The 24,312-nt window shown below is 69.6% G+C and carries 23 protein-coding genes and 1 pseudogene; 11 read left to right on the top strand and 13 right to left on the bottom strand.

Features of this window, described 5'->3' with window-relative positions; all coding sequences use genetic code 11:
- Nucleotides 1-7: 7 nt before the first annotated feature.
- The 4 genes from gyrB to dnaA all read right to left on the bottom strand — a co-directional run bounded on the left by gyrB (nucleotide 8) and on the right by dnaA (nucleotide 6,449).
- Entirely contained in the window at nucleotides 8-2,431 is a 2,424-nt protein-coding gene (gyrB, locus tag FU658_RS11130) for a DNA topoisomerase (ATP-hydrolyzing) subunit B (protein ID WP_147892155.1), read from the bottom strand.
- Nucleotides 2,432-2,619: 188 nt separating this feature from the next.
- Nucleotides 2,620-3,702, bottom strand: coding sequence for a DNA replication/repair protein RecF (gene recF, locus FU658_RS11125; protein WP_147892154.1), 1,083 nt, complete (start codon nucleotides 3,700-3,702; stop codon nucleotides 2,620-2,622).
- 76 nt (nucleotides 3,703-3,778) lie between these two features.
- Entirely contained in the window at nucleotides 3,779-4,879 is a 1,101-nt protein-coding gene (gene dnaN, locus FU658_RS11120) for a DNA polymerase III subunit beta (protein ID WP_147892153.1), read from the bottom strand.
- Between the two features lie 223 nt (nucleotides 4,880-5,102).
- Nucleotides 5,103-6,449 carry a chromosomal replication initiator protein DnaA gene (gene dnaA, locus FU658_RS11115; RefSeq protein WP_147892152.1) on the bottom strand — a complete coding sequence of 449 codons (1,347 nt, stop codon included), beginning with the start codon at nucleotides 6,447-6,449 and terminating at the stop codon, nucleotides 5,103-5,105.
- A gap of 177 nt (nucleotides 6,450-6,626) precedes the next feature.
- Between dnaA and rpmH the strand changes: the two genes are divergently transcribed.
- The 6 genes from rpmH to mnmE all read left to right on the top strand — a co-directional run bounded on the left by rpmH (nucleotide 6,627) and on the right by mnmE (nucleotide 10,627).
- Entirely contained in the window at nucleotides 6,627-6,767 is a 141-nt protein-coding gene (gene rpmH / locus FU658_RS11110; RefSeq protein ID WP_147892151.1) for a 50S ribosomal protein L34, read from the top strand.
- Between the two features lie 145 nt (nucleotides 6,768-6,912).
- Nucleotides 6,913-7,374, top strand: a complete 462-nt coding sequence (gene rnpA / locus FU658_RS11105) for a ribonuclease P protein component (RefSeq protein WP_187266071.1) — start codon at nucleotides 6,913-6,915, stop codon at nucleotides 7,372-7,374.
- A 42-nt stretch (nucleotides 7,375-7,416) separates the two neighbouring features.
- Complete coding sequence (gene yidC / locus FU658_RS15405; protein ID WP_255505561.1) at nucleotides 7,417-8,454, top strand: membrane protein insertase YidC; 1,038 nt, start codon at nucleotides 7,417-7,419, stop codon at nucleotides 8,452-8,454.
- On the top strand, nucleotides 8,387-8,863 hold the full coding sequence (yidC, locus tag FU658_RS15400; RefSeq protein WP_255505560.1) for a membrane protein insertase YidC: 477 nt from the start codon (nucleotides 8,387-8,389) through the stop codon (nucleotides 8,861-8,863). Before yidC (FU658_RS15405) ends, yidC (FU658_RS15400) begins: the two co-directional genes overlap by 68 nt.
- Nucleotides 8,860-9,144, top strand: coding sequence for a YidC/Oxa1 family membrane protein insertase (locus FU658_RS15395; protein WP_255505559.1), 285 nt, complete (start codon nucleotides 8,860-8,862; stop codon nucleotides 9,142-9,144). Before yidC (FU658_RS15400) ends, FU658_RS15395 begins: the two co-directional genes overlap by 4 nt.
- A gap of 109 nt (nucleotides 9,145-9,253) precedes the next feature.
- Nucleotides 9,254-10,627 (top strand): tRNA uridine-5-carboxymethylaminomethyl(34) synthesis GTPase MnmE, encoded by a 1,374-nt coding sequence (mnmE, locus tag FU658_RS11095; protein ID WP_147892149.1) that lies wholly within the window; start codon nucleotides 9,254-9,256, stop codon nucleotides 10,625-10,627.
- A 64-nt stretch (nucleotides 10,628-10,691) separates the two neighbouring features.
- Here the strand turns inward: mnmE and FU658_RS11090 are convergent, their stop codons facing one another.
- From FU658_RS11090 to FU658_RS11070, 5 genes are all read right to left on the bottom strand, one after another.
- Nucleotides 10,692-11,861, bottom strand: coding sequence for an ABC transporter permease (locus FU658_RS11090; protein WP_147892148.1), 1,170 nt, complete (start codon nucleotides 11,859-11,861; stop codon nucleotides 10,692-10,694).
- Nucleotides 11,858-12,604, bottom strand: coding sequence for an ABC transporter ATP-binding protein (locus tag FU658_RS11085; protein ID WP_147892147.1), 747 nt, complete (start codon nucleotides 12,602-12,604; stop codon nucleotides 11,858-11,860). Before FU658_RS11085 ends, FU658_RS11090 begins: the two co-directional genes overlap by 4 nt.
- A gap of 1 nt (nucleotide 12,605) precedes the next feature.
- Nucleotides 12,606-13,292, bottom strand: a complete 687-nt coding sequence (locus tag FU658_RS11080; protein ID WP_147892146.1) for an alpha/beta hydrolase — start codon at nucleotides 13,290-13,292, stop codon at nucleotides 12,606-12,608.
- Nucleotides 13,196-14,065: an alpha/beta fold hydrolase gene (locus FU658_RS11075; protein WP_147892145.1), complete on the bottom strand. Its 870-nt coding sequence runs from the start codon at nucleotides 14,063-14,065 to the stop codon at nucleotides 13,196-13,198. Before FU658_RS11075 ends, FU658_RS11080 begins: the two co-directional genes overlap by 97 nt.
- A gap of 100 nt (nucleotides 14,066-14,165) precedes the next feature.
- On the bottom strand, nucleotides 14,166-14,915 hold the full coding sequence (locus tag FU658_RS11070; protein WP_147892144.1) for a ferredoxin--NADP reductase: 750 nt from the start codon (nucleotides 14,913-14,915) through the stop codon (nucleotides 14,166-14,168).
- Nucleotides 14,916-15,078: 163 nt separating this feature from the next.
- On the opposite strand from FU658_RS11070, the gene FU658_RS11065 reads away from it, so the two are divergent.
- The 3 genes from FU658_RS11065 to FU658_RS11055 all read left to right on the top strand — a co-directional run bounded on the left by FU658_RS11065 (nucleotide 15,079) and on the right by FU658_RS11055 (nucleotide 18,058).
- A complete protein-coding gene (locus tag FU658_RS11065) occupies nucleotides 15,079-16,032 on the top strand; it encodes an ABC transporter ATP-binding protein (RefSeq protein ID WP_255505558.1) in 954 nt (317 codons plus the stop codon).
- On the top strand, nucleotides 16,029-16,808 hold the full coding sequence (locus tag FU658_RS11060) for an ABC transporter permease (protein ID WP_147892142.1): 780 nt from the start codon (nucleotides 16,029-16,031) through the stop codon (nucleotides 16,806-16,808). Before FU658_RS11065 ends, FU658_RS11060 begins: the two co-directional genes overlap by 4 nt.
- 185 nt (nucleotides 16,809-16,993) lie before the next feature.
- Nucleotides 16,994-18,058: an OmpA family protein gene (locus FU658_RS11055; protein ID WP_147892141.1), complete on the top strand. Its 1,065-nt coding sequence runs from the start codon at nucleotides 16,994-16,996 to the stop codon at nucleotides 18,056-18,058.
- On the opposite strand, the gene FU658_RS11050 is transcribed toward FU658_RS11055, so the two are convergent.
- A complete protein-coding gene (locus FU658_RS11050) occupies nucleotides 18,048-18,860 on the bottom strand; it encodes a TatD family hydrolase (RefSeq protein ID WP_147892140.1) in 813 nt (270 codons plus the stop codon). The two genes, FU658_RS11055 and FU658_RS11050, sit on opposite strands and share 11 nt — an antisense overlap.
- 92 nt (nucleotides 18,861-18,952) lie before the next feature.
- On the opposite strand from FU658_RS11050, the gene hrpB reads away from it, so the two are divergent.
- Together hrpB and FU658_RS14495 are read left to right on the top strand one after the other, a co-directional pair.
- Complete coding sequence (gene hrpB / locus FU658_RS11045) at nucleotides 18,953-21,454, top strand: ATP-dependent helicase HrpB (protein ID WP_147892139.1); 2,502 nt, start codon at nucleotides 18,953-18,955, stop codon at nucleotides 21,452-21,454.
- A gap of 125 nt (nucleotides 21,455-21,579) precedes the next feature.
- A complete protein-coding gene (locus tag FU658_RS14495) occupies nucleotides 21,580-22,068 on the top strand; it encodes a hypothetical protein (protein ID WP_187266070.1) in 489 nt (162 codons plus the stop codon).
- A 65-nt stretch (nucleotides 22,069-22,133) separates the two neighbouring features.
- Here FU658_RS14495 and FU658_RS11035 read toward each other — a convergent pair whose 3' ends face one another.
- The 3 genes and pseudogenes from FU658_RS11035 to FU658_RS11025 form a co-directional block, all read right to left on the bottom strand.
- Nucleotides 22,134-22,889 (bottom strand): class I SAM-dependent methyltransferase, encoded by a 756-nt coding sequence (locus FU658_RS11035; protein ID WP_222708431.1) that lies wholly within the window; start codon nucleotides 22,887-22,889, stop codon nucleotides 22,134-22,136.
- Nucleotides 22,886-23,445: pseudogene (locus FU658_RS11030) on the bottom strand (pseudouridine synthase). The gene FU658_RS11035 and the pseudogene FU658_RS11030 overlap by 4 nt, the downstream one beginning before the upstream one ends.
- A gap of 84 nt (nucleotides 23,446-23,529) precedes the next feature.
- The coding region (locus FU658_RS11025; protein ID WP_147892137.1) for a class I SAM-dependent methyltransferase at nucleotides 23,530-24,312 on the bottom strand (783 nt) is incomplete at its 5' end.

Raw genomic sequence — 24,312 nt, 5'->3', positions numbered from 1 at the left:
GAACGAGTCAGATGTCGAGGTTGCTGACCTTCAGCGCGTTGTCCTCGATGAAGGCCCGGCGCGGATCGACCACGTCGCCCATCAGCGTGGAGAAGATCTGGTCGGCAGCGACCGCGTCCTCGATGCGCACCTTCAACAGGCGACGCGACTCCGGATTGACCGTGGTCTCCCAAAGCTGCTCCGGATTCATCTCACCCAGGCCCTTGAAGCGCTGGATCGTGCGGCCCCGCTTGGCCTCGTCGAGCAACCACGCCTGGGCCTGGCCGAAGCGGGTGATCGCCTGGCTGCGGCTTCCACGGGTCACGATCGCGCCGGGCTGGATCAGTCCGTCGAGTTCAGCGGCGAGCTTGGCGACAGGGCGCAATTCGCCGACGGTGAAGGCGTTTGCCGGCAGCACCTGGGCGTGGGTCAGGCCGTGGTGGCGCTTCTCCAGAACCAGTGCCCCGGGCTGCTCGGCGTCGCCAAGGTCGATGCGGAGCGAATAGCGAGCCCGGCCCAGCCCGGTCGCGTTCAGGCGCGACTGCAGCGCCTCGACCCAGGCATTGGCGCGACCGGCGTCGGCGAACAGCGCCTCGTCCAGGGGCGGCAGGTCCAGCATCTCCTCGAGCACCTGCGCATCGAAGCGATGGGCGTGACGCTGGATGGTCTCGTGGGCCTGCGTGTAGCGCAGCATCAACGCTTCGAGCGCCGCGCCACTCACGGGCGGCGCCGAGTCCGACACCCGCAGCTCGGCGTTCTCGATCGCGTTGTTGACCAGGTAGGCGTTGAGCGCCTGGTCGTCCTTGATGTAGAGCTCGTTCTTGCCCTGCTTGATCTTGTACAGCGGCGGCAGGCCGATGTAGATGTGGCCACGCTCGATGAGCTCCGGCATCTGCCGGTAGAAGAACGTCAACAGCAGGGTGCGGATGTGGCTGCCGTCCACGTCGGCATCGGTCATGATGATGATGCGGTGGTAGCGCAGCTTGTCCGGGTTGTACTCGTCCTTGCCGATGCCGGTGCCCAGCGCGGTGATCAGCGTACCGACCTCGGCCGAGGCCAGCATGCGGTCGAAGCGCGCGCGCTCGACGTTGAGGATCTTGCCCTTCAGCGGCAGGATCGCCTGGGTCTTGCGGTTGCGGCCCTGCTTGGCCGAGCCGCCGGCGGAGTCGCCCTCGACGATGAACAGTTCCGACAGCGCCGGGTCCTTCTCCTGGCAATCGGCCAGCTTGCCCGGCAGGCCGGCGATGTCCAGCGCGCCCTTGCGGCGGGTCAGCTCGCGGGCCTTGCGCGCGGCCTCGCGGGCGCGGCCGGCGTCGACCACCTTTTCCGCGATGACCTTGGCCTCGTTCGGGTGCTCCTCAAGGAACTCCTGCAAACGTGTCGACAAAATGCTCTCAACTACCGGCTTCACCTCCGAACTGACCAATTTCTCCTTGGTCTGGGAGGAGAAGCTCGGGTCCGGCACCTTGACCGACAGGACCGCGATGAGGCCTTCACGCATGTCGTCGCCGGAGAGGCTGATCTTGGCCTGCTTGGCAATGCCGCTGCCATCGATGTAGTTGTTGAGCGTGCGCGTGAGCGCGGCGCGGAAGCCGGCCAGGTGCGTGCCGCCGTCCTTCTGCGGGATGTTGTTGGTGAAGCAGAACATCGTCTCCTGGTAGGAGTCGGTCCACTGCAGCGCCACTTCGGCGGTGATGCCGTTGGCCTCGCCCATGATCGAAATGACGTGCGGGTGCAGCGGGGTCTTGAGCTGGGCCAGGTGCTCGACGAAGCTGCGGATGCCGCCTTCGTACTCGAACACGTCGTGCTTGCCCTCGCCGCGCTCGTCGACCAGCTCGATGCGCACGCCCGAATTCAGGAAGGACAGCTCACGCAGCCGCTTCGACAGGATGTCGTAGTGGAACTCGACGTCGCTGAAGATCTCGGCGCTGGGCAGGAAGCGCAACTGGGTGCCGCGGCGCGTGGCCGGACCAAGCTCCTTGAGCGGGTACATCGGCACGCCGAGCTCGTACTCCTGCCGGTAGTGGGTGTTTTCGCGCCAGATGTCCAGCCACAGGTGCGAGGACAGCGCATTGACCACCGAGACGCCCACGCCGTGCAGGCCGCCGGACACCTTGTAGCTGTTCTCGTCGAACTTACCGCCGGCGTGCAGCACGGTCATGATGACCTCGGCCGCCGAACGGCCCTCCTCCTTGTGGATGTCGACCGGGATGCCGCGGCCGTTGTCCTGCACCGAGCAGGAACCATCCGAATGCAGCGTCACGATGACCTTGTCGCAGTGACCGGCCAGCGCCTCGTCGATCGCGTTGTCGACCACCTCGAACACCATGTGATGCAGGCCGGTGCCGTCATGCACGTCACCGATGTACATGCCCGGACGCTTGCGAACCGCGTCGAGTCCGCGCAGGACGGTGATGTTGCTGGAGTCGTAGCTGGTCTTGTCGTCGGTCATACAACCTCTATGCTGCGATGGAGCTGGCCGGAGCGGCCGCAGGCCCGGAGGCCGCCATTGCCGGAGCCGGCGGCTGGGTTGCCAGGAAGGATCGCCCGATTATAGCGCTTCGCGGGGGTCGGCGGGCTGCCTTGCGGACACGCGCGACACCCCGTCCGCGCTCCTGTCGGGACGGCCTGGTGGCCGGCTCAGGCGGGGCCCACCCGGCCATGTTCCACGTGGAACACCGCCGGCGAGATGCCGGCCGCCTCCAGTCCGGTGGGCGCCTCGGTGCCGGTCATGAGCAGCTGGGCGCCCGTGGCGGCCAGGCGCGAAAGGACCCTCGCCTGGTGCTCGCGGTCGAGCTCCGAACCCAGGTCGTCGAGCGCGATGATCGGCCACTCGTCGCGCCCCCCGGCGAACTGTGCCGCCTGCGAAAGGGTCGCGGCCAGCGCCAGGAGCTTGGTCTGGCCGCGCGACAATCCGTCCCGCCCGGGCAAGCCTTCGAACTCGACCCGCCAGTCGGCGCGGTGCGGGCCACTCGCCGTGTAGCCGAGCGCCAGGTCCCGCTCCCGCCCCGCCGCCAACGAAACCCGCAGGCTGCGTTCCTGGCGACGCCAACCCGGGATGAAGACGAGACGCGGCGGACCGAGCTCGGGCAGGCTGGACGCGAGTTCGGCGAACAACAGCGGCTCCCACTGCGCTACCTGCTGCTCGCGCAATGCGTTCAGGCGTTCGCCCGCCTCGGCCAGCTCATCGTCCCAGGCGTCGAGCTGCCGCTCCTGGGGCTGCGTCTTCAGAAGAGCGTTGCGCTGGCGCAGGCTGCGGGAGAAGCGACGCCACGTCTCGAGAAAATCGGGTTCCACGTGGAACAAGGTCCAGTCCAGGAAGCGTCGCCTGTGCTCGGCCCCGCCGCTGATCAGTTCGTGGCTGCCCGGATCGAAACTGACGATCGCCAGGGCGGCGCACAGCTCGGCGAGCGTGGCGACCGACTCCCCATCAAGGCGTGCCTCCCAGCTGGACCCGCTGTGCCGCATGCCGGCGCGATGCGCCCGCTGCTGCCCGTCGAACCATTCGGCGTATACCTCGAGGGACGGGCTGCCGTGCCGAACCAGGCCGTCGCGGACTCGGCCCCGGAAGCTGCGGCCATGGCCCAGCAGATGCACCGCCTCGAGCAGGCTGGTCTTCCCTGCCCCGTTCTCACCAAGGACCAGGTTGAACCCCGGCCCGGGCCGCCACTCGGCCTGCTCGAAGCCACGGAACCGGTCCAGCCGCAACCGGGTCAGCTGCATCGCTGCCCCCGACCCTGAAACGGCAACGCCCGGCAGGAGCCGGGCGATGTCGGTGCGCGTTGATTGCCCACGCCGATCACAGCCTCAGCGGCATGACCACGTGGCGGCTGCGCGCATTGCTCTGCTCGCGGATCAGGGCCGAGGAGTTGGCGTCGCGCAGGTTGATGACGACCTTCTCCTCACGCAGCGCGGAGAGCGCCTCGAGCATGTAGGTCACGTTGAAGCCGATCGACAGGCCGTCGACGGTGGTTTCCGCCTCCACCTCCTCCTGCGCCTCTTCCTGCTCGGGGTTGTGCGCGACGATGCGCAGCTGGCCCGGGCTGAGCTCCAGCTTGACCCCGCGGTACTTCTCGTTCGACAGGATCGCGGCGCGCTGCAATGCGGCCCGCAGAACCTCGCGGTCGATGGTCAGCTCCTTGTCGGCGCCGATCGGAATCACCGCGTCGTAGTCGGGGAACCGACCATCGATCAGCTTCGAGGTGAAGGTGACATCCTCGTGGCGGACCCGCAGGTGGTTCCGGCCCACTTCGAGCTCCAGCGTGCGGTCGCCCGCCTCCAGCAGCCGCTGCAGTTCCAGCACGCCCTTGCGTGGCAGGATGATCTGCTTGCGGGTCTGGGCGCCGGCTTCCAGGTCCAGTTCGCACAGGGCCAGGCGGTGGCCATCGGTGGCCACGCAGCGCAGGGCGTCCTCGCGCAGGTCCAGCAGCAGGCCGTTGAGGTAATAGCGGACATCCTGCTGCGCCATGGCGAAGGCGGTGCGCTCGATCAGCTCCTTCATCCCCGCTTCGGGCACGCGGATGCGCTCTACCAGGTCGAGGTCTTCGACCGAGGGGAACTCGTTCGCGCTCAGCGTGGCCAGCGTGAACCGGCTGCGGCCGGCCTTGACCGTGACCTTCTCGCCTTCCTGGGCGACCGACACCCGGCTGCCGTCGGGAAGTGCCCGGACGATCTCGAACAGCTTCCGGGCGGGAATCGTGGTTTCACCGTCGGTGGAATCCTCGACGCTGGCCCTGGCGATCATCTCCACTTCCAGGTCGGTGCCGGTCAACGACACGCGGCCGTCGGCGACGCTGACCAGAAGATTGGAAAGCACCGGCAGGGTCTGCCGTCGCTCGACCACGTTCACGACCTGCTGCAGCGGCTTGAGCAGGACTTCGCGCTGAAGGCTGAAACGCATGCGTATCCCCTAGTCCAAATGTTGAATAACTTATCTGATGGTGGTGGTGGTAGGGCGCAAAACCATCGGATAAGCACTCTAACCGGTTGAATCAAAACGCTTTTTCTTGCTTGCTAACTCGGTTGGTGGCGGCCCCTGGTCCGGTGGACAGTCTGTGGATAGTTTCGGGCCCTCCAAAACATCCCCATGTTGTCCACAGCCTGTGCGCTCCCCCGTCCCCCGTCTATTCGGTCAGCTTCCTGATCAGCTTGTCCCAGTCCTCGTGCATCTTCCCGTCGGTGGTCAGCAGCTCGCGGATCACCCGGTTCGCATGCAGCACGGTGGTGTGGTCGCGCCCCCCGAACGCGTCGCCGATCTCCGGCAGGCTGTGCTCGGTGAGTTCCTTGGCCAGGGCCATCGCCATCTGCCGCGGACGCGCCAGCGAGCGGGTCCGCCGCTTCGACAGCAGGTCCGCCACGCGCAGCTGGTAGTAGTCTGCCACGGTCTTCTGGATGTTTGAGATGTTGATCGCCTGCTGCTGGGCGCGCAGCAGGTCGCGCAGCGTTTCCTGGGCGAACTCCACGGTGATCGTGCGCCCGGTGAAGTTGGCGCGCGCCGCCAGCGTGTTGAGCGCGCCCTCGAGGTCGCGCACGTTCGAGCGCATGCGCTTGGCCAGCAGGTAGGCCACCTCCTCGGGCATCACGATGCCGCGCTCGTGCGCCTTCGCCAGCACGATCGCGGCGCGTGTCTCGAAGTCCGGCGGGTCGATCGCCACGCTCAGGCCCCAGGCCAGGCGCGACTTCAGGCGTGGCTCCAGGTTCTCGACCTCGCGCGGGTAGCGGTCGCAGGTCAGGATGATCTGCTGCTTGCCGTCGAAGAGCGCATTGAAGGTGTGGAAGAACTCCTCCTGGGTGCGGTCCTTGCCGGCGAAGAACTGGATGTCATCGATCAGCAGCGCGTCCACCGACTGGAACTGGCGCTTGAACTGGTCCATCGACTTTTCCTGCAACGCCTTCATCATCGCCGAGAAGAACTGCTCCGAGCGCAGGTAGGCCACGCGCATGCCGGGGTTGTCCTGGCGCATCTGGTTGCCGGCCGCGAACATCAGGTGGGTCTTGCCCAGGCCGGTGCCCCCGTAGAGCAGCAGGGGGTTGTGGGCTCGGTCGCCGGGCTTTTGCGAGGCCTGCCAGGCGGCGGCGCGGGCCATCTGGTTGGAGCGGCCCTCGACGAAGTTGGCGAAGTTGTAGTGCGGGTCCAGCGTGCCGACGAAGGCCGACTCGACCACCGGCCGGCGCGGCGCGCTGGGCGCCGGGGCGCTGTCCTGGCGCAGCGCGACGGCTTCCACGGCGCGCTTGAGGCTGCCGACCTCGACCGCCACCATGCCCGCCTGCGGGGCGAAATGGTCCACCAGTTCCTGGATCCGCGGCAGGTAGCGCTCGCGCACTTCATCGACCACGAACGCGTTCGGGGCCAGAAGCGCGAAACCTTCGCCGCGCGGCTGGACCTGCAGCGGCTTGAGCCAGGTGTGCACCTCTTCGGCCGGCAGTTCGGCCTCCAGGCGTTCAAGGCACAAGGGCCAAGGGGAAGTCATCAACGTACGGTGCTCCAGGCGACGCGCCAAGGCGTCGCACGACAGGCATTGGATCGGGAACCCAGCAGTCTACGCGGCACCCCGATGGACTGCCAACGGGAATCGACTTGACCGGGGCTCGTGCCGACAGCTATATTTGTCGGTCTTTCCGTCCGCATTTATATCCGGAGGGCCGACATGGCCACCAAGCGCACCTACCAGCCCAGCAATCTCAAGCGCAAGCGCGACCATGGTTTCCGGTCCCGCATGAGCACCGCCGATGGCCGCAAGATCCTTGCCCGCCGTCGCGCCAAGGGTCGCAAGCGCCTCGCGGTCTGACGCGCCTGTCGCTTCGGTCGCCCCTTCCGGCGCCCGGAGCAGCCCCGGGCCGGTCCTGTTCCGGATCGCCCGACCGCCAGGGAACGCACACTGCGCAGAGCAGCGTCGCGATCCCCGGCGAACCCCGACAAGGCCCACGGCGTCGATGAACCGCACGCCCGACTCCCCGCCCGGCCACGGCTTCCCGCCCAGCGCCCGGCTGCATTCACCGCCCGAGTACCAGCAGGCCTTCAGCGAGGGCCGGCGTCACCATGGGCAGCTTTTCCGCATGCACTTCCGCGCCGACCCCGACGGTCCGGTGCGCCTTGGCGTGTCCGTCTCCAAACGCGTGGACAAGCGCGCGGTGGTGCGCAACCGGGTCAAGCGCGTGTGCCGCGATGCCTTTCGCGTCGCCGCGGCCGATCTCCCGCGTGGCGATGTCGTGCTGGTGGCGCGCCCGGAAGCGGCGAAAGCCGACAACACCGCCATCCGCGACGACCTCGAAAGGCTGTTCGCGAAGCTGGTGTCGTTGAAGCCCACTGCCGCGCCCGGCACAATGACCGACTTCGCGTCCTCCGCCGCGCCCCCGACCGGGGCCGACGGGGTCGACCCATCCGCCGATTCCTGACGCCGTGGCGCCGACCGCGCCCTGGCGAGAGCCTGACGCCCCATGACCCAGACCCGCACCTTCCTGATCTTCGCCTGGATTTTCGTCGCCTTCCTGCTGTGGCAGGCCTGGGACAACCACTTCCGCGCCGATGCACCGGTGGTGGCCGACAGCCCGACGATGACCCAGGCCGATCCCTCGGTGCTGGCCCAGGCGGATTCGACCGTGCCGAGCGCCGAAGGCCTGGCCGCCCCGGCCGCGCCCGATGCCGCCGGGGTGCCTGCGGCACCGGGTGACGTGGCGGCTCCGGCTGCAGCGGCCCCGACCGGTCAACCGGTCGACGTGTTCACCGACGTCCTGCACCTGCAGATCGATCCGCGCGGCGGCACCATCCTGCGTGCGGAACTGCTGGGCTACGGGCTGACCGCCGACGCCGACGCACCACCGGTGGCGCTGCTCGACACCCAGCCGGCCACCTATTTCGTGGCGCAGTTCGGCCTGACCAGCGCCAGCGACGTGCGCCCCAGCCACGAAGAGGCGTTCCGCACCGAGGATGGCAGCCAGAGCTTCCGCCTGGCCGAAGGGCAGGACGCGCTCGAGGTGCCGTTCGTGTGGACCCACGAATCCGGCCTCAGCGTGCGCCGCGTGTTCCGCCTGGAGCGCGACAGCTACGTGCTGCAGGTGCGCGAGGAAGTGCGCAACGACGGCGACAGCGCGTGGATCGGTGCGCCGTACTGCCAGCTGCAGCGCGTGGAGCCGGTCAGCGCCGGCTCGGGCTTCACCAACCCGCAGGCCTACGCCTTCACCGGTGGTGCGTTCTACACGCCCAGCGAGCGTTACACGAAGGTGCGCTTCGACAACTTCGCCCGCGAAGGCGCCAGGTTGCCGCAGAACGAGACCGGCTGGATCGCGATGCTGCAGCACCACTTCACCGCGGCCTGCATCGCCGACACCCCCGTCGGCGCTGTCGATGCGCGTGGGCCGTGCGCCCAGCGGCGCGCCGGCCTACATCGCCGGCAAGCTCGGCGGCGGGGTGCAGGTCGCTCCGGGGACAAGCGAGGTCATCACCACCCGCGCCTGGATCGGTCCGAAGCTGCATGACCGCCTCGCCGAGACGGCCCCCTCGCTCGAGCGCGCGGTCGACTTCGGCCGCCTGACCATCCTCGCCAGCCCGCTGTTCTGGGTGCTGTCGAACCTCTACTGGCTGTTCGGCAACTGGGGCTGGGCGATCGTCGGCCTGGTCGTGCTGATCAAGCTGGTGTTCTTCAAGCTTTCGGAAATGCAGTACAAGAGCTTCGCCAAGATGCGCGCCGTGCAGCCGCGCATCGAGCAGCTCAAGGAGCGCTACGGCGACGACAAGCAGAAGTTCCAGATGGCGATGATGGAGCTGTACAAGAAGGAGAAGATCAATCCGATGGGCGGCTGCCTGCCCATCCTGGTCCAGATCCCGGTGTTCATCGCGCTTTACTGGGTGCTGCTGGAATCCGTGGAGATCCGCCACGCACCATGATCCTGTGGATCCAGAGCCTGACCGACCGCGACCCGTACTTCATCCTGCCGATCATCAACATGGTGGCGATGTGGGCGACCCAGAAGCTCACCCCGACGCCGGGCATGGATCCGTTCCAGAAGAAGCTGATGATGATGATGCCGCTGGCCTTCGGCGTGCTGTTCGCGTTCTTCCCGGCCGGCCTGGTGCTGTACTGGACCACCAACGGCCTGCTCGGCCTGGCGCAGCAGTACTACATGATCCGCCGCCACGGCGGCCCCGCCGCGACGACGGCGTGGTGAAGAAGGACTGACCGGCACGACCGGCTCGAACCCACAGGGCCCGCTCATGCGGGCCCTGTGCATTTCGCCTCCCCGTGCACCGGTGGATCCGGCGATACTCCCCGAGACCATGGCTTCCAACCACACAGGCCCCCGGCCCGCCGGGGCGAACGACACGATCGCCGCGATCGCCACCGCCCCCGGGCAGGGCGGTGTCGGCATCGTGCGCCTTTCCGGACCCGCGGCCCGGACGATCGCCGAAGCCGTGGCGGGGATGGACCCGCGACCGCGCCACGCCCATTACGCCCGCTTCCGCGAGGTTGCCGGCGAGGTCATCGACGACGGCCTGCTGCTGTATTTCCCCGCCCCCCACTCCTACACCGGCGAGGACGTGGTGGAGCTCCAGGCGCACGGCGGACCATTGCTGCTCGATGCCCTGCTGCGGCGCTGCCACGCGCTGGGCAGCAGGCCGGCACGCCCCGGCGAGTTCACCGAGCGCGCGTTCATCAACGGCAAGCTCGACCTGGCCCAGGCCGAAGCGGTGGCCGACCTGATCGCCGCGGGCTCCGAGGCCGCGGCGCGCGCCGCGCGGCGATCGCTCGACGGTGTGTTCTCGCAACGGGTGCAGGCGCTGCTCGAGGCATTGACCGGCCTGCGGGTGTGGATCGAGGCGGCGATCGACTTTCCCGAGGAGGAGATCGACTTCCTCGCCGATGCCGCGCTGCTGGAGCGGCTCGAGGCCACCCAGCGCACCCACCGGCAGCTGATGGCCGAGGCCGAACGCGGCCAGCGCCTGCGCGACGGCCTGCACGTGGTCATCCTGGGTCCGCCCAATGCCGGCAAGAGTTCATTGCTCAACGCGCTGGCCGGCAGCGACCGGGCGATCGTCACCGACATCGCCGGAACGACCCGCGACGTGCTGCGCGAAACCGTGCGCATCGACGGCATCGAGCTGACCCTGGTGGACACCGCCGGCCTGCGCGAGGGCGCCGACGTGGTCGAGGCCGAGGGCATCCGTCGCGCCCGCGCCGAACTCGGTGCCGCCGACCTGGTGCTGGCGGTGCTGGACGAGCGCGACCCGGCCGCCGGCGTCGCCAGCGTGGCCGCCGACCTGCCCGCCGGCGTCGCGGTGCTGTGGCTGCACAACAAGTCCGACCTGGTCGCGATGCCGGCGCGAGAGCTCCAGCGCCCCGACGGCCGGCACCTGTGGCTTTCGGCCCACACCGGGGAGGGCCTGGACGCCTTGCGCGCACGGCTGCGCGAGGCGGCCGGCCACACCGGCGAAGGCGGCGGCAGCTTCAGCGCCCGTGCGCGCCACGTCGACGCATTGGCGCGCACCGGAGCGCACCTCGACACCGCCCTTGCCCAACTTCGCGCCGGCGCCGGCGAGCTGGCCGCCGAGGAACTGCGCCTGGCGCAGGAAGCGCTGGGCGAGATCACCGGCCGCATGCTGGCCGACGACCTGCTCGGGCGCATCTTCTCGAGCTTCTGCATCGGCAAGTAGGCGCCAGGCGAAAGGGCCGGGCGTCGCCGCCCGGCCCTTTGCGTGCATCCTCGCGCCGGCCGGTTCAGGCCGAGATGGCGAGCTTCTCCCTGTGGTACAGGCGCGCGGCCAGCAGCCACAGCGCCAGCCCCAGCCCGAAGCCCGCGGCGAGGTAGATCGACCACTGCACCGGGCCGATATGGTCGCCGCGCAGCACGTTGGTGATCATCTGGTTCTGGGCCAGGAACGGGACCGCGTACATCCAGTCCTGGGTGCGTACCGGCGAGATCAGCAGGTACATCGTCGGGATGATCGGCACGAACATCAGGATGCTCATGTAGCTCTGCGCCTCCTTGACCGACTTCACGCTCGACGCGATCAAGGTCAGCAGCGTCGTGCCGATCAGCAGCATCGGCAGCAGGATCACGAGGATCCTGGCGATCGCCAGCACGGACACGTCGGCCCGGTCGCGCATGCCCGGTGCGATCTGGAACCCGATCTTGAACGCGACCAGGATCAGCAGCAGGCTGACCAGGCCGACCACGCAGGCCGCCGCGATCTTCCCGCTCATGATCGCCTCGCGCGCGGCCGGTGTCGCCAGCAGCGGCTCCAGCGACTGCCGCTCGCGCTCGCCGGCGGTGATGTCGATGACCAGGTAGGCACCGCCAAGGAAGGCGCTGAGGATCAGGAAGTAGGGCAGGAACGACATCAGTTGCCCGGCGCGCGCCTCCGGCGTGGACAGGTCGACACGCGACACCAGCACCGGTTGCCCGACCGCCGGGCTGATGCCCCGGGCCAGCAGGCGCAGTGCCCCCACCGTCTGCGAATAGCCCTGCAGCAGCCCCGACAACCGTTCGACCGGGATGCGGCTGTCCTGCCGGGTCGCATCGTGGAGGATCTCCACCATCGCGGGCTCGCCCGCGCGCCAGCGCTCGGCGTAGCCGGCCTGGATGCGCAGCACCAGCGGCTCGAGCTGCTGGCGGATCGCCTCCTCGGGGTCCGCGGGCCCCGCGCTGACCTCGACGTTCTGGCCTTCCAGCCAGGCGATCAGGTTCGGCGCGTGCTCGGCGCCGATCACCGGCAGCGCCAGCGGCTTCTCCAGCTGCTGGGTGAACTTCCTGTCGACGATCGTGCTCAGGCCCACGATCAGCACCGGGATGACCAGCGGACCCAGCAGCAGGGCCATGAACATCGTGCGGCGGTCGCGGGTGAAGTCGCGGATCTCCTTGAGCATCACGGTCACGATCGCATTCATGCGCCCATGCCCTCCTCGGATCCAATCAGTTGCACGAAGGCATCCTCGAGATTCGGCCGGCCGCTGCGCTCGCGCAGCTCGTCGGGCGTGCCCTGGGCCACCACCCGGCCCTGGGCGATGACCACGATGCGGTCACACAGGGCGGCCACCTCCTGCATGATGTGGCTGGAAAAGATCACGCAGCGGCCCTCGCCGCGCAGCCGCAGCAGGAATTCGCGCAGCCCGCGCGTGGTCATCACGTCCAGTCCGTTGGTCGGCTCGTCGAGGATGACGTTGCGCGGGTCGTGGATCAGCGCCCGCGCGATCGCGGTCTTGGTGCGCTGCCCCTGCGAGAAGCCCTCGGTCTGGCGGTCCATGAAGTCCTGCATGCCCAGCGCTTCGGACAAGGCGTCCAGGCGCTGGCGCATCGTCGCGTCGTCGAGGCCATGCAGTCGGCCGAAGTACTCGATGTTCTCGCGTGCGCTGAGCCGCTTGTACACGCCGCGCGCGTCCGGCAGCACGCCCAGGCGTCGGCGCACCTGCTCGGCCTCGGCGAACGCATCCATGCCGTCCACGCGCACGTGGCCCTGGTCGGGCCGCATCAGCGTGTAGAGCATGCGCAGCGTGGTCGTCTTGCCGGCGCCGTTGGGCCCCAGCAGGCCGGTGATCTCGCCGTCGTGCGCGGTGAAGCTCACCCCGTCGACGGCCTTCACCGTCCCGGTCTTGGCCTTGAAGGCCTTGTGCAGGTCATGGACCTCGATCATGTCAGGGCTCCCATCCGTAGAAGCCGGAGAACGGTGGCATCGCGCGCAGGCCCTCCAGGCAGGTCGCGTCGAGTTCGGCCGCGTCGAGCGTGTCGATGAAGCGGGCGGTCAGCTTCGGCATGCAGCCGATGCCGATGGTCGTGTGGCCCTGTCCGGGCAGCACCAGGTGCCGGCCGCGCGGCAGGTGCGCGACGATCTCGTCGCCATAGCGCGGCGGCGTCACCGGATCGAGTTCCCCGGACAGCACCAGCACCGGAAGGTCACCGCGCAAGGGCTCACGGAAATCCGCGGGTCGTTCGCCACGCGGCCATACCGCGCACTGGGCGAGGCTCATCGAGATCAACTCGTTGCCCAGCACCGTGTCGGCATCCTCCTCGCGCGCCTGCATCTCGTCGGCGTCCTCGGTGCACATCACCGACAATTGCATCCCGTGGTGGATCTGCTGGTCGAGCGAGGACACCAGCATGCGTGCCTGGGCCAGCAGCGGTTCGGGCCGACCCGCGGCCGCCTCGGCCAGGGTCAGCGGCAGCAGCGCGGCGGTCATCGGCGAATAGGCGTACATGCGCACCACGGCGGCCACGTGGCCGCGGCTCAGCCGCTCCTCGTGCACCTCCCCGGTGCTGGCGTCGCGGTAGGCCGTGACGGGGGCGTCCCCGGCGTCGGCCAGCGCCAGTACCCGGTCGAGCACCGCGCGCGGGTCGCCCAACGCGTCATGGCAGGCCGGCTGCCGCGGCAGGCCTGGAAGTGGGCATCCAGCGTGGATTCCAGGTTGCGCGCATGCTCGGCCCCCAGCACCAGCGCGTTCGGCACGATGCCGTCGATGACCAGACTGCGGGTGTGCCGCGGATAGCGCTTGGCGTACTGTTGCGCGACCCGTGTGCCGTAGGAGATGCCGACCAGGTTGATCGATTCGGCACCGATGCGCTGGCGCACCAGGTCGAGATCCTGGATCGCATCGGTGGTGGTGAAGTAGCGCGGATCGACGTCGTCGCCGAGGTCGTCCAGGCACTCCTGCGCAGCGTCGCGCATCGCCGCCTCGCTGGCATCGGCTTCGGCCTCGAACAGGTCCTGCAGGCTGCACACCAGCGGCGTGGAGGCACCGGTGCCGCGCTGGTCGAGCAGCAGCACGTCGCGCTGGCGGCGAATGTCGGCGAACGCGGCCGCCACCCCGGGGTAGCTGTCGCGGGCCGATTGCCCGGGGCCACCGGCGATCATGAAGACCGGATCCGGCGTCGCACTGTCGCGCGCCGGCACCCAGGCCAGCGCGAGTTCGATCTGCCGTCCGCCGGGCTCGGCGTGGTTCTCCGGCACCTGCAACGTGGTGCAGTACGCCTCCACCGAGGCGCTCGACCCCAGCGTGGCAAGCGTGCAGGCTTGGAAATCCAGCCCGCCCAGCGAACGGGCCTGGGCGTGAAGGGGCAGCAGGGCCAGCAGGGCCAGGCCGGTGATCAGCATGCGCATCGGGTTCTCCTTGGCGAATCGCCTGTGTCTACCCTGCCAGACGCACGCTGCGCCCGCGCGTGACGAAAGTGGGTCCACTGCACCCTCGGCGGCCCCGTCCTCACCGGCTGCTGACGTACTTCTCGCGACGGATGTGCGGCACCGGGTAGCCGTGCTCCTTGAGCGCCTCGAAGCACGCGTCGACCATGTTCGGGTTGCCGCACAGGTAGGCGATGTCGCCCTCGGCGTCCGGGCGCAGCAGTGGCAGGGCCTCCTGCACGTAACCCTTGAAGTCGTCCGGCCCGGGCTCGGCGGGGAGTTCGCGGCTGAAACAGGGGATGAAACGGAAGCCCGGGTTGGCCGCCGCGAACGCGCGGAACTCATCGCCATACAGCAGTTCGGCGGGCGTGCGTGCGCCGAAAAGCAGCACCACATCGACGCCGCGGCTGTCCATGAGTCGCTTTAGCTCCGGCAGCATCGAGCGGTAGGGCGTCACGCCGGTGCCGGTGGCGATGAGCACGTAACGGCGATTGGCATCCTTGGGCATCAGGCAGAAACGCCCGAACGGCCCGCTGGCCTCGATCGTGTCGCCCTCGGCCAGGTGCTCGAAGATGTTGGTCGCCGCGCCACCGGGCACGTAGCTCACCGCCATCTCGACCAGGTCGCCGGCGTGCGGCTCGCCTTCGCGCACGCTGGCGATCGAATAGCTTCGCTTGGTCGCCGTGCCGTCCTCGTAGGTGAAGTGCACCTGGACGAACTGGCCGGGGATGAAGGCCAGCGCCTCGCCATCGTCGCGGGTGAAGGCGAAGTGGCGGATGGTCGGGGCCAGCATGCGGCTGGAGACCAGCTTGAGGGGGAAATGGACGGGCACGGGGACTCCTGGGGCGACGGTGGCCGGGCGTCCTGGCGCGGTGCCGCGGGCGGCATGCAACGCACTGTCCCGCGGACGAACGGGGCGAGGCCCGGCGGCCCGATATACTACCGGGCTTGCGCCGCCCCCGCTCGGCGGCCCCTCCCCGCGAACCGGAACGACCGTGACCCAGACCCCCGCGCTGGAGGTCCGAGACCTCCGCAAGATCTATGACAACGGCACCGAGGCGCTCAAGGGCGTCTCGCTGTCGGTGGCCCCCGGCGACTTCTTCGCGCTGCTGGGGCCCAACGGTGCCGGCAAGTCGACCCTGATCGGCATCGTCAGCTCGCTGGTCAACGCCAGCAGCGGCGAGGTGCGCATCTTCGGCGTCGACCGGCTGGCGCAGCGCGAGGACGCGATGCGCCTGATCGGCCTGGTGCCGCAGGAGCTCAACTTCAACATGTTCGAGAAGCCCTTCGACGTGCTGGTGAACTACGCCGGCTTCTACGGCATCCCGCGCGCCCAGGCCCTGGTGCGCGCCGAGGAGGAGCTCAAGCGCGCCCAGCTGTGGCCGAAGGCGTTCACGATGGGCCGCACGCTGTCGGGCGGCATGAAGCGGCGACTGATGATCGCGCGCGCGTTGATGACCCGGCCCCGTCTGCTGATCCTCGACGAGCCGACCGCCGGCGTGGACATCGAGATCCGCCGGGGCATGTGGGACCTGCTCTCCGACATCAACGCCGCCGGCACCACGGTGATCCTTACCACGCACTACCTCGAGGAAGCCGAGAGCCTGTGCCGCAACCTGGCGATCATCGACCATGGCCGCATCGTCGAGCACGGACCGATGAAGCAGGTGCTGGCCAAGCTCGACGTCGAGGCCTTCGTGCTCGACCTCGAGACGCCGCTCGCGCATGGCCTGCCGCAGGTCGAAGGCGCGGTGTTCTCGACCCGCGACGACCATACGCTGGAAGTGGAGATGCCGCGCTCGATGGACCTCAACCGCATCTTCGCCGCACTCAGCGAGGCCGGCATCCGCGTGCGCTCGATGCGCACCAAGTCCAACCGGCTCGAGGAACTGTTCATGCGCATGACCCAGGCCGGACGCGACGCGGTGGCCAAGGAGGCGGAAGCATGAGCGGCCACGCCCGCGAGAACCTGACCGCGCTGTACACGATCGTGCGCCGGGAAGTCACGCGCATCCTGCGCATCTGGGGCCAGACCCTGGTGCCGCCGGTCATCACGATGTCGCTGTACTTCCTGATCTTCGGCACGCTGATCGGCCGCCGCATCGGCGACATGGGCGGCTTCGACTACATGGACTTCATCGTGCCCGGCCTGGTCATGATGAGCGTGATCCAGAACAGCTACGGCAACATCAGCTCCAGCTTCTTCGGCGCCAAGTTCGGTCGGCACATCGAAGAACTGCTGGTAGCCCCGGTGCCCTCCTGGGTCATCCTCACCGGCTATGTGCTTGGCGCGGTGATGCGCGGCCTGCTGGTGGGCGCGGTGGTCCTGCTGGTGGCGATGTTCTTCACCACCGTGCGCGTGCCCCATCCGCTCATCGCGGTATCCACCGTCGTGCTGGGAGCGGTGATCTTCTCGCTGGCCGGCTTCGTCAACGCGGTGTACGCGAAGAAGTTCGACGACATCGCGATCGTCCCGACCTTCATCCTGACGCCGCTGACCTACCTGGGCGGCGTGTTCTATTCGGTCACGCTGCTGCCGGGCTGGGCGCAGACGGCCAGCCACTTCAACCCGGTCCTGCACATGGTCAACGCGTTCCGCTACGGGCTGCTGGGCGTGAGCGACGTGCCCCTGTGGACGGCCTACGCGGTCATGGTCAGCTTCGTCGTGGGACTGGGCTGGCTCGGATTGTTCCTGTTGCACCGCGGCGTGGGCATGCGCGGCTGACGTCGGGTGGCGCGCCGTGGCGCAACCGAGTGCGCCACGGTGTCCCTGCACACGCGCTTGCTGCGTATTACCCTTTCCGACGGCGCTGCCATGACCACGGGGGTCGCTGCAGCACGGACACAAGGGAGTGGGTCGACATGCGCACGGGTGAGAAGTCCATCACGTGGGGGATTTGCGGTGTATTGATGTTGGCGTTCGCGTTTCCCGCGTACGCACAGAATTTCGGTGACCGGCTGCGGCGGACGGTCGAGCGGGCCGCCGAGAGCGAAGTCCAGCGACGGGCCGACCAGGAAACGCGGCGGGTCACGCGCTGCGCGCTGGGCGACCAGCGCTGCATCGACCAGGCGCGCCGCGACGGCAACGAGGTCGAGATCGTCGACAGCCGTGGCAGTCCGGTCCAGGGCAACGGCGATACCGAGCGCGACCATCCGCTGATCACCCCCTACGCCGGCTCGGTGCTGCGCCAACGCCAGGCCGAGGCGTTCAACGAATACGCCCGCATCATCGGGCACGACGTCCCCGGCCGCAGCGTGGTGACCGAACGCCTGGAGGGCAGGCTCACGCGCCTGCGCTACGACAACCCCGAGGGCCGTTCCACGCTCGAGATATCGCGCAATTATCGCGGTGCGCTGGAGGCGCAGGGATTCCGCGTCGACTACGAGTGCAGTGGTCGCGATGAATGCGGGTCGATCCGCAATCCCGGTTTCAACCGCATCAACGGAATGAACCTCGGCGTTGCCCGCGATGTCCGCTACTTCACCGGGAAGCTGCGCTGGAACGACGTCGACGCCTATGTGTCGATCGCCATCAATCCCGACGTGACCTTCGTCCACGTGCTCGAGGCCACGCCGATGGAGACCGGCATGGTGGGCGTCGACGCCGCCGCAATGGCGGCCGGGCTGGAGCGCGACGGCCGGATCGAACTGCAGGGCATCTACTTCGACACCGGGCGTGCGACGCTGACCGCCGAGTCGACGCCGGCGCTGGAGCAGGTGGCCGCGCTTCTGCGCAACCAGCCCGGGCTGCAGCTGCGCGTGGTCGGACACACCGACAGCCAGGGCGACTTCCAGGACAACGTGAAGCTGTCGCAGGACCGGGCCGAGGCGGTGCGCCTGGCCTTGATGGGCCGCTACGGCATCGACGCCGAGCGGCTCACGGCCCAGGGCGTCGGGCCCTCGGTGCCCGTGGCCAGCAACGACACCGAGGAGGGTCGCGCGCGCAACCGGCGGGTGGAGCTGGTCAAGCCCTGATCGGCGCCGCGCCTTCGGGCAGGCCGAAGAACCGGCAGGCGTTGGCGGTGGTGGTCGCGGCGGTGTCCGCGACCGCCTCGCCGCGATCGCGCGCCAATTCCTCGACGATGTGCGCCAGGTACATCGGCTCGTTGCGCCGGTGCGTGGGCCTGGGCCGGATCGTGCGCGGCATCAGGTAGGGGCTGTCGGTCTCGACCAGCAGGCGCTGCGCGGGGATGTGGCGCACCAGCTCGCGCAGGTGTTCGCCACGGCGCTCGTCGCACAGCCAGCCGGTGATGCCGATGTGCCAGTCCTGGTCGAGGTAGTCGAACAGCGCCTCGCGGGTGTCGGTGAAGCAGTGCACCACCACCGGGCCCAGCCGGTCGCGGAAGCCGCGCATGACCGCCATGAAGTCCGCATGCGCATCGCGCTGGTGCAGGAACAGCGGCTTGCCGGTGTCCACGCCGATCTGCAGCTGGCGCTCGAACGCGCGCTGCTGGGCGTGCCGCGGCGAGAAGTCGCGGAAGTAGTCCAGTCCGCATTCGCCTACCGCGACCATCTCGGGGTGCGAGTGCAGCGCACGCAGTTCCGCGTCGGCCTCCTCCGTGTACTCGACCGCGTGGTGCGGGTGGACGCCGGCGGTGGCGAACAGGCGGCCCGGGTGCGCCCGGGCCAGTGCCAGCGCCTTGTGCGAGCCCTCGCGGCTGGCCCCGGTCACGACCATTCGGCCCACGCCGTGTTCCGCCGCGCGCGCCAGCACCGCATCGAGGTCGTGGTCGAAGCTTTCGTGGCCCAGGTTGGCGCCGATGTCGATGAGTTCCATCGTGGGGGTCTGCTGCGCAATCACGGCGGCGGAGTGTATCAACCCGCCGGCGGGGCCGCAGTCGCGGCCCACGCGCGATTACACTGGCCGGCGTGAACTCCCCCGGTTTCCCGATCACCGCCCTGCTGCCCGACATCCTGGCATCGCTGCAGGGGCATCCGCGCCTGGTGCTGGAAGCGCCGCCCGGTGCCGGCAAGACCACGCAGGTGCCGCTGGCCCTGCTGGGCGCCGACTGGCTGCAGGGCCGCCGCATCCTGATGCTCGAGCCGCGCCGGGTCGCCGCACGCGCCGCAGCCGGCTTCATGGCGGCGCAGTGCGGCGACGCGGTCGGCGACACGGTGGGCTACCGGATCCGCTTCGAGAACCGTATCGGGCCGGGCACCCGTGTCGAGGTGGTCACCGAGGGCATCCTGGCGCGCATGGTGCAGGACGACCCGACCCTGGAGGGCATCGGGGCGGTCGTCTTCGACGAGTTCCACGAACGCCACCTCGCCGCCGACCTCGGCCTGGCGCTGGTGCTCGACGTGCAGGGACAGCTGCGCGAGGACCTGCGCGTGGTGGTCATGTCGGCGACGCTGGATGGCGAGAAGCTGGCCAGCTTCCTCGACGCGCCGCGGCTGGTGTCGCGCGGGCGCAGCCATCCGGTCGACGTCACCCACTTCGCCGCGCGCCGGGACGAGGCCTCGGGCGCCCAGCTGCGTCGCTGCGTCGAACACGCCCTGGCCAGCCATCCCGGCGACATCCTGGTGTTCCTGCCGGGCCAACGCGAGATCGGCCAGGCCCAGCGCGTGCTGGAAGCGGCCCTGCCCGCGGCTGGTGCGCCCGGGGAGGCCGCGGTGCTGGCCCTGCACGGTGAACTGCCGGTGCAGCAGCAGTCCGAGGCGCTGGCGCCCGACCCGCAAGGGCGCCGCCGGATCGTGCTGGCCACCAATGTCGCCGAATCCTCCGTGACCCTGCCCGGCGTGCGCGTGGTCATCGACAGTGGCCTGGCGCGCGAGCCCCGCTACGACCCCAACTCGGGCTTCTCGCGCCTGCAGCCGGTGGCGATCTCGCAGGCGTCCGCCGACCAGCGTGCCGGTCGTGCCGGGCGCGTGGCCCCGGGCTGGTGCTATCGCCTGTGGCCGCAGTCGCAGCGGCTGGAGCCGATGCGCCGCGCCGAGATCCACCAGGTGGAACTGGCCGGGCTGTGCCTGGAGCTGGCCACCTGGGGACAGGCCGAGCTTCGCTTCGTCGACCCGCCTCCCGCCGGGCCGATGGCCGCCGCCAACGACCTGCTGCTTGGCCTCGGCGCGATCCACGACGGCCGGCCCACGGCGAAGGGTCGGCGCATGCTGTCGCTGGGTACGCATCCGCGCCTGGCGGCCATGCTGCTTGCGGCGACGGACCCGCTGGAGCAAGCGATAGCCTGCGACCTCGCTGCGCTGGTGGAGGCACGCGACCCGCTACGCAGCGGGCGGCGCGATGACTGGGCCAGCCGCTGGCAGGCACTGGCGGCGTTCCGCCAGCGGCGCGTGCCTGCCGATGCCCATCGCGGTGCCCTGGCGGCGATCGACCAGGCCGCAGCCGCCTGGCGCCGGCGGCTGCGGATCACCGTGCAACCGCCGCACACCCTGCCCGCCCACGGGCTGGGCGACCTGCTGGCCCACGCCTTTCCGGACCGGATCGCGCGGCAGCATCCCGACGACCCGCGCCGCTACCAGATGGCCAACGGCCGCAGCCTGCGCGTGTTCGACGACTCCGCCCTGTTCGGCGAACCCTGGCTGGTGGCCAGCGAGCTTCGCTTCGAGGAGCGCGACAGCCTGTTGCTTCGGGGTGCGCCGGTGGACGAGGCGCACCTGCGTCGGGTGTTCAGGGAACGCTTCCGCGAAGAGGAGCGGGTGGTGTGGGACAACCCGCGTCGGCGCATTGCCGCGGTGCGCGAGCGGCGCTTCGACCGCATCATCCTGGAATCCAGGCCGCTGGCCACGCCGGACCGGTCGCGCTTCGCCGAAGCGCTGGTGGACGCAGTGCGCCAGCTCGGACTCGACGTGCTGCCGTGGACCGATGCGCTGCGGCAGTGGCGCGAGCGCGTTCGTTGCCTGCACGACTGGCAGCCCGGGGCCGGCTGGCCCGACCTGTCCGACGAGGCGCTGCTCGCCGGACTCCACGACTGGCTCGAGCCGGCCCTGGCCGGCTTGACCCGGCTCGACGGCCTGTCCGAGGGCGACTTCGCCCATGCGCTCAAGTCGCTGCTGCCCTGGGACCGCCAGCGCCAGGTCGACGTGCTGGCACCGGTGCGCATGGCCGTGCCCTCCGGCCAGCAACGCCCCATCCAATACCAGCACGGCACCGAGCCGGTGCTGGCGGTCAAGCTGCAGGAACTCTTCGGCCTGGCCCGGACTCCGGCCATCGTCGAGGGCGCGGTGCCGCTCACCTTGCACCTGCTCTCACCGGCCGGTCGGCCACTGCAGGTCACGCGTGACCTGGAGGGCTTCTGGGCGCGCACCTATCCCGAGGTGCGCAAGGAGATGAAGGGCCGCTACCCGCGCCACCCGTGGCCCGAGGATCCCTGGAGCGCGACAGCGACCCATCGCGCGAAACCACGCGGCACCTGAGGCCGGGCTCGTCCGCCCCGCGAGCGGACCCGCGTTGTACTTGGGGCGAAGCCCTGAGAGTGGACGTTGTGTTCAGTTAACCGGTGCTAGCGTCGGTGAAACGCTAACCAGCCCTTGGAGACGTCATGGACAAGACAATTTTGAACAGCGCCGTGGGAACGGCCCTGGTTCGCGCGGGCGAAACCGGCACCGCGCTGGGCCGCCGTGTTGCGGACGGCGTGGGTTCGGTCAACTGGAGCCAGCTGGTTCCCGAGGCGCGCAACTTCCTCAGCGTCGGCGCGAAGCTCGCGCTGGCCCGCCAGGGCGTGCGCGCGGTGACGCAGACCACGCGGCGCCATCCGGTGGCTGCCGCGGCGACGGCCGCCGCCATCGCCGGCCTCGGTGTGGCGATCTGGCTGACCCGCCGCCGCCGCGAGGCCGTCATCGAGGCCGAGGCGGTGAGGAAGCCGGCGCGCAAGCGCAGCAGCGCGAAGAAGTCGCCGGCGAGCAAGTCCAGCGCCAAATCCACGGCGAAGAAGTCGACCGCGAAGAAGTCCAGCACGCGCAAGTCGCCCGCCCGGAAGTCCGCGTCGAAGACGACCAACAGTTCCGCCCAGCCGAGCGCCAGCGCCTGACCCGACCGGTCGGCTCGGGCCGAGTGATTGCCGGCCCGGCCGCCGGCGCCTGACCGTGTGCCGCACTAAGCCGTGCGACGGCCCGCGCGCACGGCCAGCGGCCATGCGACGCAGCGCCTGGTTTCCGGTGGACCCCATGCCGCCGCCAGGGCCGGCGCGAATTCGGCGACGGCATCGCGGCCGGTCTCGCGCAGGCAGCGCGCACTGGCCGACCAGCTGCGCAGGTACTCCAGGAACTGCGTGAGCGTCCAGTCCAGTTCGATCGACAGCTCCGGCAGCGGCTCCAGGGGCTGCAGCGGCAGGTCGATATCCCTGTATCCGCTCTCCACCAGCTGTCGCTCCGGTGGCCACCAGGGTCCCAGCCGATCGCGATAGAGCCGGTCGAACACGGCATCGACCGCCGGGTCCACGCGACAGGTCTCATAGGTCCAGGCGACCAGCACGCCGCCAGGCTTGAGCACCCGCAGCAGCGTGGTGAAGAAGCGCGGCAGGTCGAACCAGTGCAGGGCCTGGGCGACGCAGGCCACGTCGACACTGGATGCCGGCAGGCTGCAGTCCTCGGCAGCCTCCACGCGGTAGTCGACGCGCGGGTGGGCGGGCGCCTGCGCGATCTGTTCGGCGCTCGGGTCGCTGGCCACCACCGCCTCGAAGCGCTCCGCCAGCGCCAGTGCGGCCTGGCCGTTGCCGCAACCTGCGTCCCAGGCCAAAGCATGCTGCCCGACCAGGCCCGCGATCCAGTCGAACAAGGCCGGCGGGTAGCCGGGCCGGGCCGTCGCGTAGTTCCGCGCATGGCCGGAGAAGTGGTCCTTGAACGTGCTCACCGGGCCGCTGCCGACGCGTCGAGTTCGCACCACTGGCCCGGGGACAGCGTGCCCAGGGTCCACGGGCCGATGGCGACGCGCACCAGGCGCAGCGTCGGCAGGCCGACCGCCGCGGTCATCCGGCGAACCTGCCGGTTGCGCCCTTCGCGCAGCACCAGCTCGAGCCATGCATCCGGAACGCTCTTTCGAAACCGCACCGGTGGGTCGCGCGGCCACAGGTCCACCGGCTCGCCGGGAAGCTGCCGGGCTCCGGCGGCCCGCGTGGGCCCGTCCTTCAACACCACGCCGTCGCGGAGCGCCTGCAACTGGCCTGCCGCGGGCTCGCCCTCGACCTGCACCCAGTAGGTCTTGGGCAGCTTGTGGCGCGGGTCGGTGATGCGATGGGCCAGGCCGCCATCGTCACTGAGCAGCAGCAGTCCCTCGGAATCATGGTCGAGCCGCCGGCCGGATACACGCCGCCGGGCAGGCCGAACCCGGCCAGGGTCGGCCGCGGCGGCACCTCGCGACAGGTGAACTGGCACAGCACGCCGAACGGCTTGTTCAGGGCAATCAGCATCCGGGGCGGGTCCGCTCGCGAAAAGGCCCCCGCCTTGGCGGGGGCCTTGCAAGGATCGCATGCACGCGCGTGGCGTGCGACGGCTTACTGGTGCGGCTTGCGGAATCGCAGCGTCATCCGGTCGGACTCTCCGATCTCCGCATAACGCTCGGCATCGGCCTCGTCGTGGCGGTTGGAGGGCGGCAGCGTCCACACGCCATTGGGATGGTCGCGCGTGTCGGCCGGGTTGGCGTTGATCTCGCTGGCCTCCTCAAGCACGAAGCCCGCGGCAGCGGCCAGCGCCACCACCTGCTCCTGACCGACGTAGCCGCTGCGGTCGTCATCGGGCACGGCGCCCTCGGCCCGGTGTTCGACCACGCCCAGCACGCCGCCGGGGGCCAGGACATCGTAGAAGCCACGGAACATGGCCTCGGCGTTGCCGCCCATGCGCCAGTTGTGGACGTTGCGGAAGGTCACGACGGCATCGGCCGAGCCCGGCTCGCCGAAGACAGGGTCTGCCGGGTCGTAGGGATGCACGGTGGCCGGACCATAGACCTCGGGATGCGCCGCCAGCTTCTCGCGCAGCTGGGCGTTCTGGCGCGTGGCGTAATCGCGTGCCGAATCGCTGGTCGCGCGTTCGGGGTCGACCACGGCGGCGACATAGCTTCCGTCCTCGCGCACCAGCGGGGCCAGGATCTCGGTGTACCAGCCACCCCCCGGGGTGATCTCCACAAGCGTGTGCGATGGCTGGATGCCGAAGAAGGCCAACGTCTGCGCCGGGCGACGGTACTGGTCGCGCTCGCGGAAGTCGGCATTGCGCCACTCGCCAGCCACGGCCGCGTCGATGGCGCCGCTGTCGGCGCGCTCGGCACGCTCGGCGGGGGCGGG

Origin of the sequence: Alkalisalibacterium limincola (genome assembly GCF_008017755.1) — a bacterium.
In the GTDB taxonomy this organism is placed as follows: Bacteria; Pseudomonadota; Gammaproteobacteria; order Xanthomonadales; family Xanthomonadaceae; genus Alkalisalibacterium; species Alkalisalibacterium limincola.
Note: the sequence above shows the minus strand (reverse complement) of the source record. Positions and strands in the feature narration are given on the sequence as shown.

What these genes read in the sequence shown, in the direction of transcription:
- gyrB (WP_147892155.1), bottom strand. Translation starts at nt 2,431, where the DNA reads ATGACCGACGACAAGACCAGCTACGACTCCAGCAACATCACCGTCCTG.
- recF (WP_147892154.1), bottom strand. Translation starts at nt 3,702, where the DNA reads ATGCAGCTGACCCGGTTGCGGCTGGACCGGTTCCGTGGCTTCGAGCAG.
- dnaN (WP_147892153.1), bottom strand. Translation starts at nt 4,879, where the DNA reads ATGCGTTTCAGCCTTCAGCGCGAAGTCCTGCTCAAGCCGCTGCAGCAG.
- dnaA (WP_147892152.1), bottom strand. Translation starts at nt 6,449, where the DNA reads ATGACTTCCCCTTGGCCCTTGTGCCTTGAACGCCTGGAGGCCGAACTG.
- rpmH (WP_147892151.1), top strand. Translation starts at nt 6,627, where the DNA reads ATGGCCACCAAGCGCACCTACCAGCCCAGCAATCTCAAGCGCAAGCGC.
- rnpA (WP_187266071.1), top strand. Translation starts at nt 6,913, where the DNA reads ATGAACCGCACGCCCGACTCCCCGCCCGGCCACGGCTTCCCGCCCAGC.
- yidC (WP_255505561.1), top strand. Translation starts at nt 7,417, where the DNA reads ATGACCCAGACCCGCACCTTCCTGATCTTCGCCTGGATTTTCGTCGCC.
- FU658_RS15395 (WP_255505559.1), top strand. Translation starts at nt 8,860, where the DNA reads ATGATCCTGTGGATCCAGAGCCTGACCGACCGCGACCCGTACTTCATC.
- mnmE (WP_147892149.1), top strand. Translation starts at nt 9,254, where the DNA reads ATGGCTTCCAACCACACAGGCCCCCGGCCCGCCGGGGCGAACGACACG.
- FU658_RS11090 (WP_147892148.1), bottom strand. Translation starts at nt 11,861, where the DNA reads ATGAATGCGATCGTGACCGTGATGCTCAAGGAGATCCGCGACTTCACC.
- FU658_RS11085 (WP_147892147.1), bottom strand. Translation starts at nt 12,604, where the DNA reads ATGATCGAGGTCCATGACCTGCACAAGGCCTTCAAGGCCAAGACCGGG.
- FU658_RS11075 (WP_147892145.1), bottom strand. Translation starts at nt 14,065, where the DNA reads ATGCGCATGCTGATCACCGGCCTGGCCCTGCTGGCCCTGCTGCCCCTT.
- FU658_RS11060 (WP_147892142.1), top strand. Translation starts at nt 16,029, where the DNA reads ATGAGCGGCCACGCCCGCGAGAACCTGACCGCGCTGTACACGATCGTG.
- FU658_RS11055 (WP_147892141.1), top strand. Translation starts at nt 16,994, where the DNA reads ATGTTGGCGTTCGCGTTTCCCGCGTACGCACAGAATTTCGGTGACCGG.
- FU658_RS11050 (WP_147892140.1), bottom strand. Translation starts at nt 18,860, where the DNA reads ATGGAACTCATCGACATCGGCGCCAACCTGGGCCACGAAAGCTTCGAC.
- FU658_RS14495 (WP_187266070.1), top strand. Translation starts at nt 21,580, where the DNA reads ATGGACAAGACAATTTTGAACAGCGCCGTGGGAACGGCCCTGGTTCGC.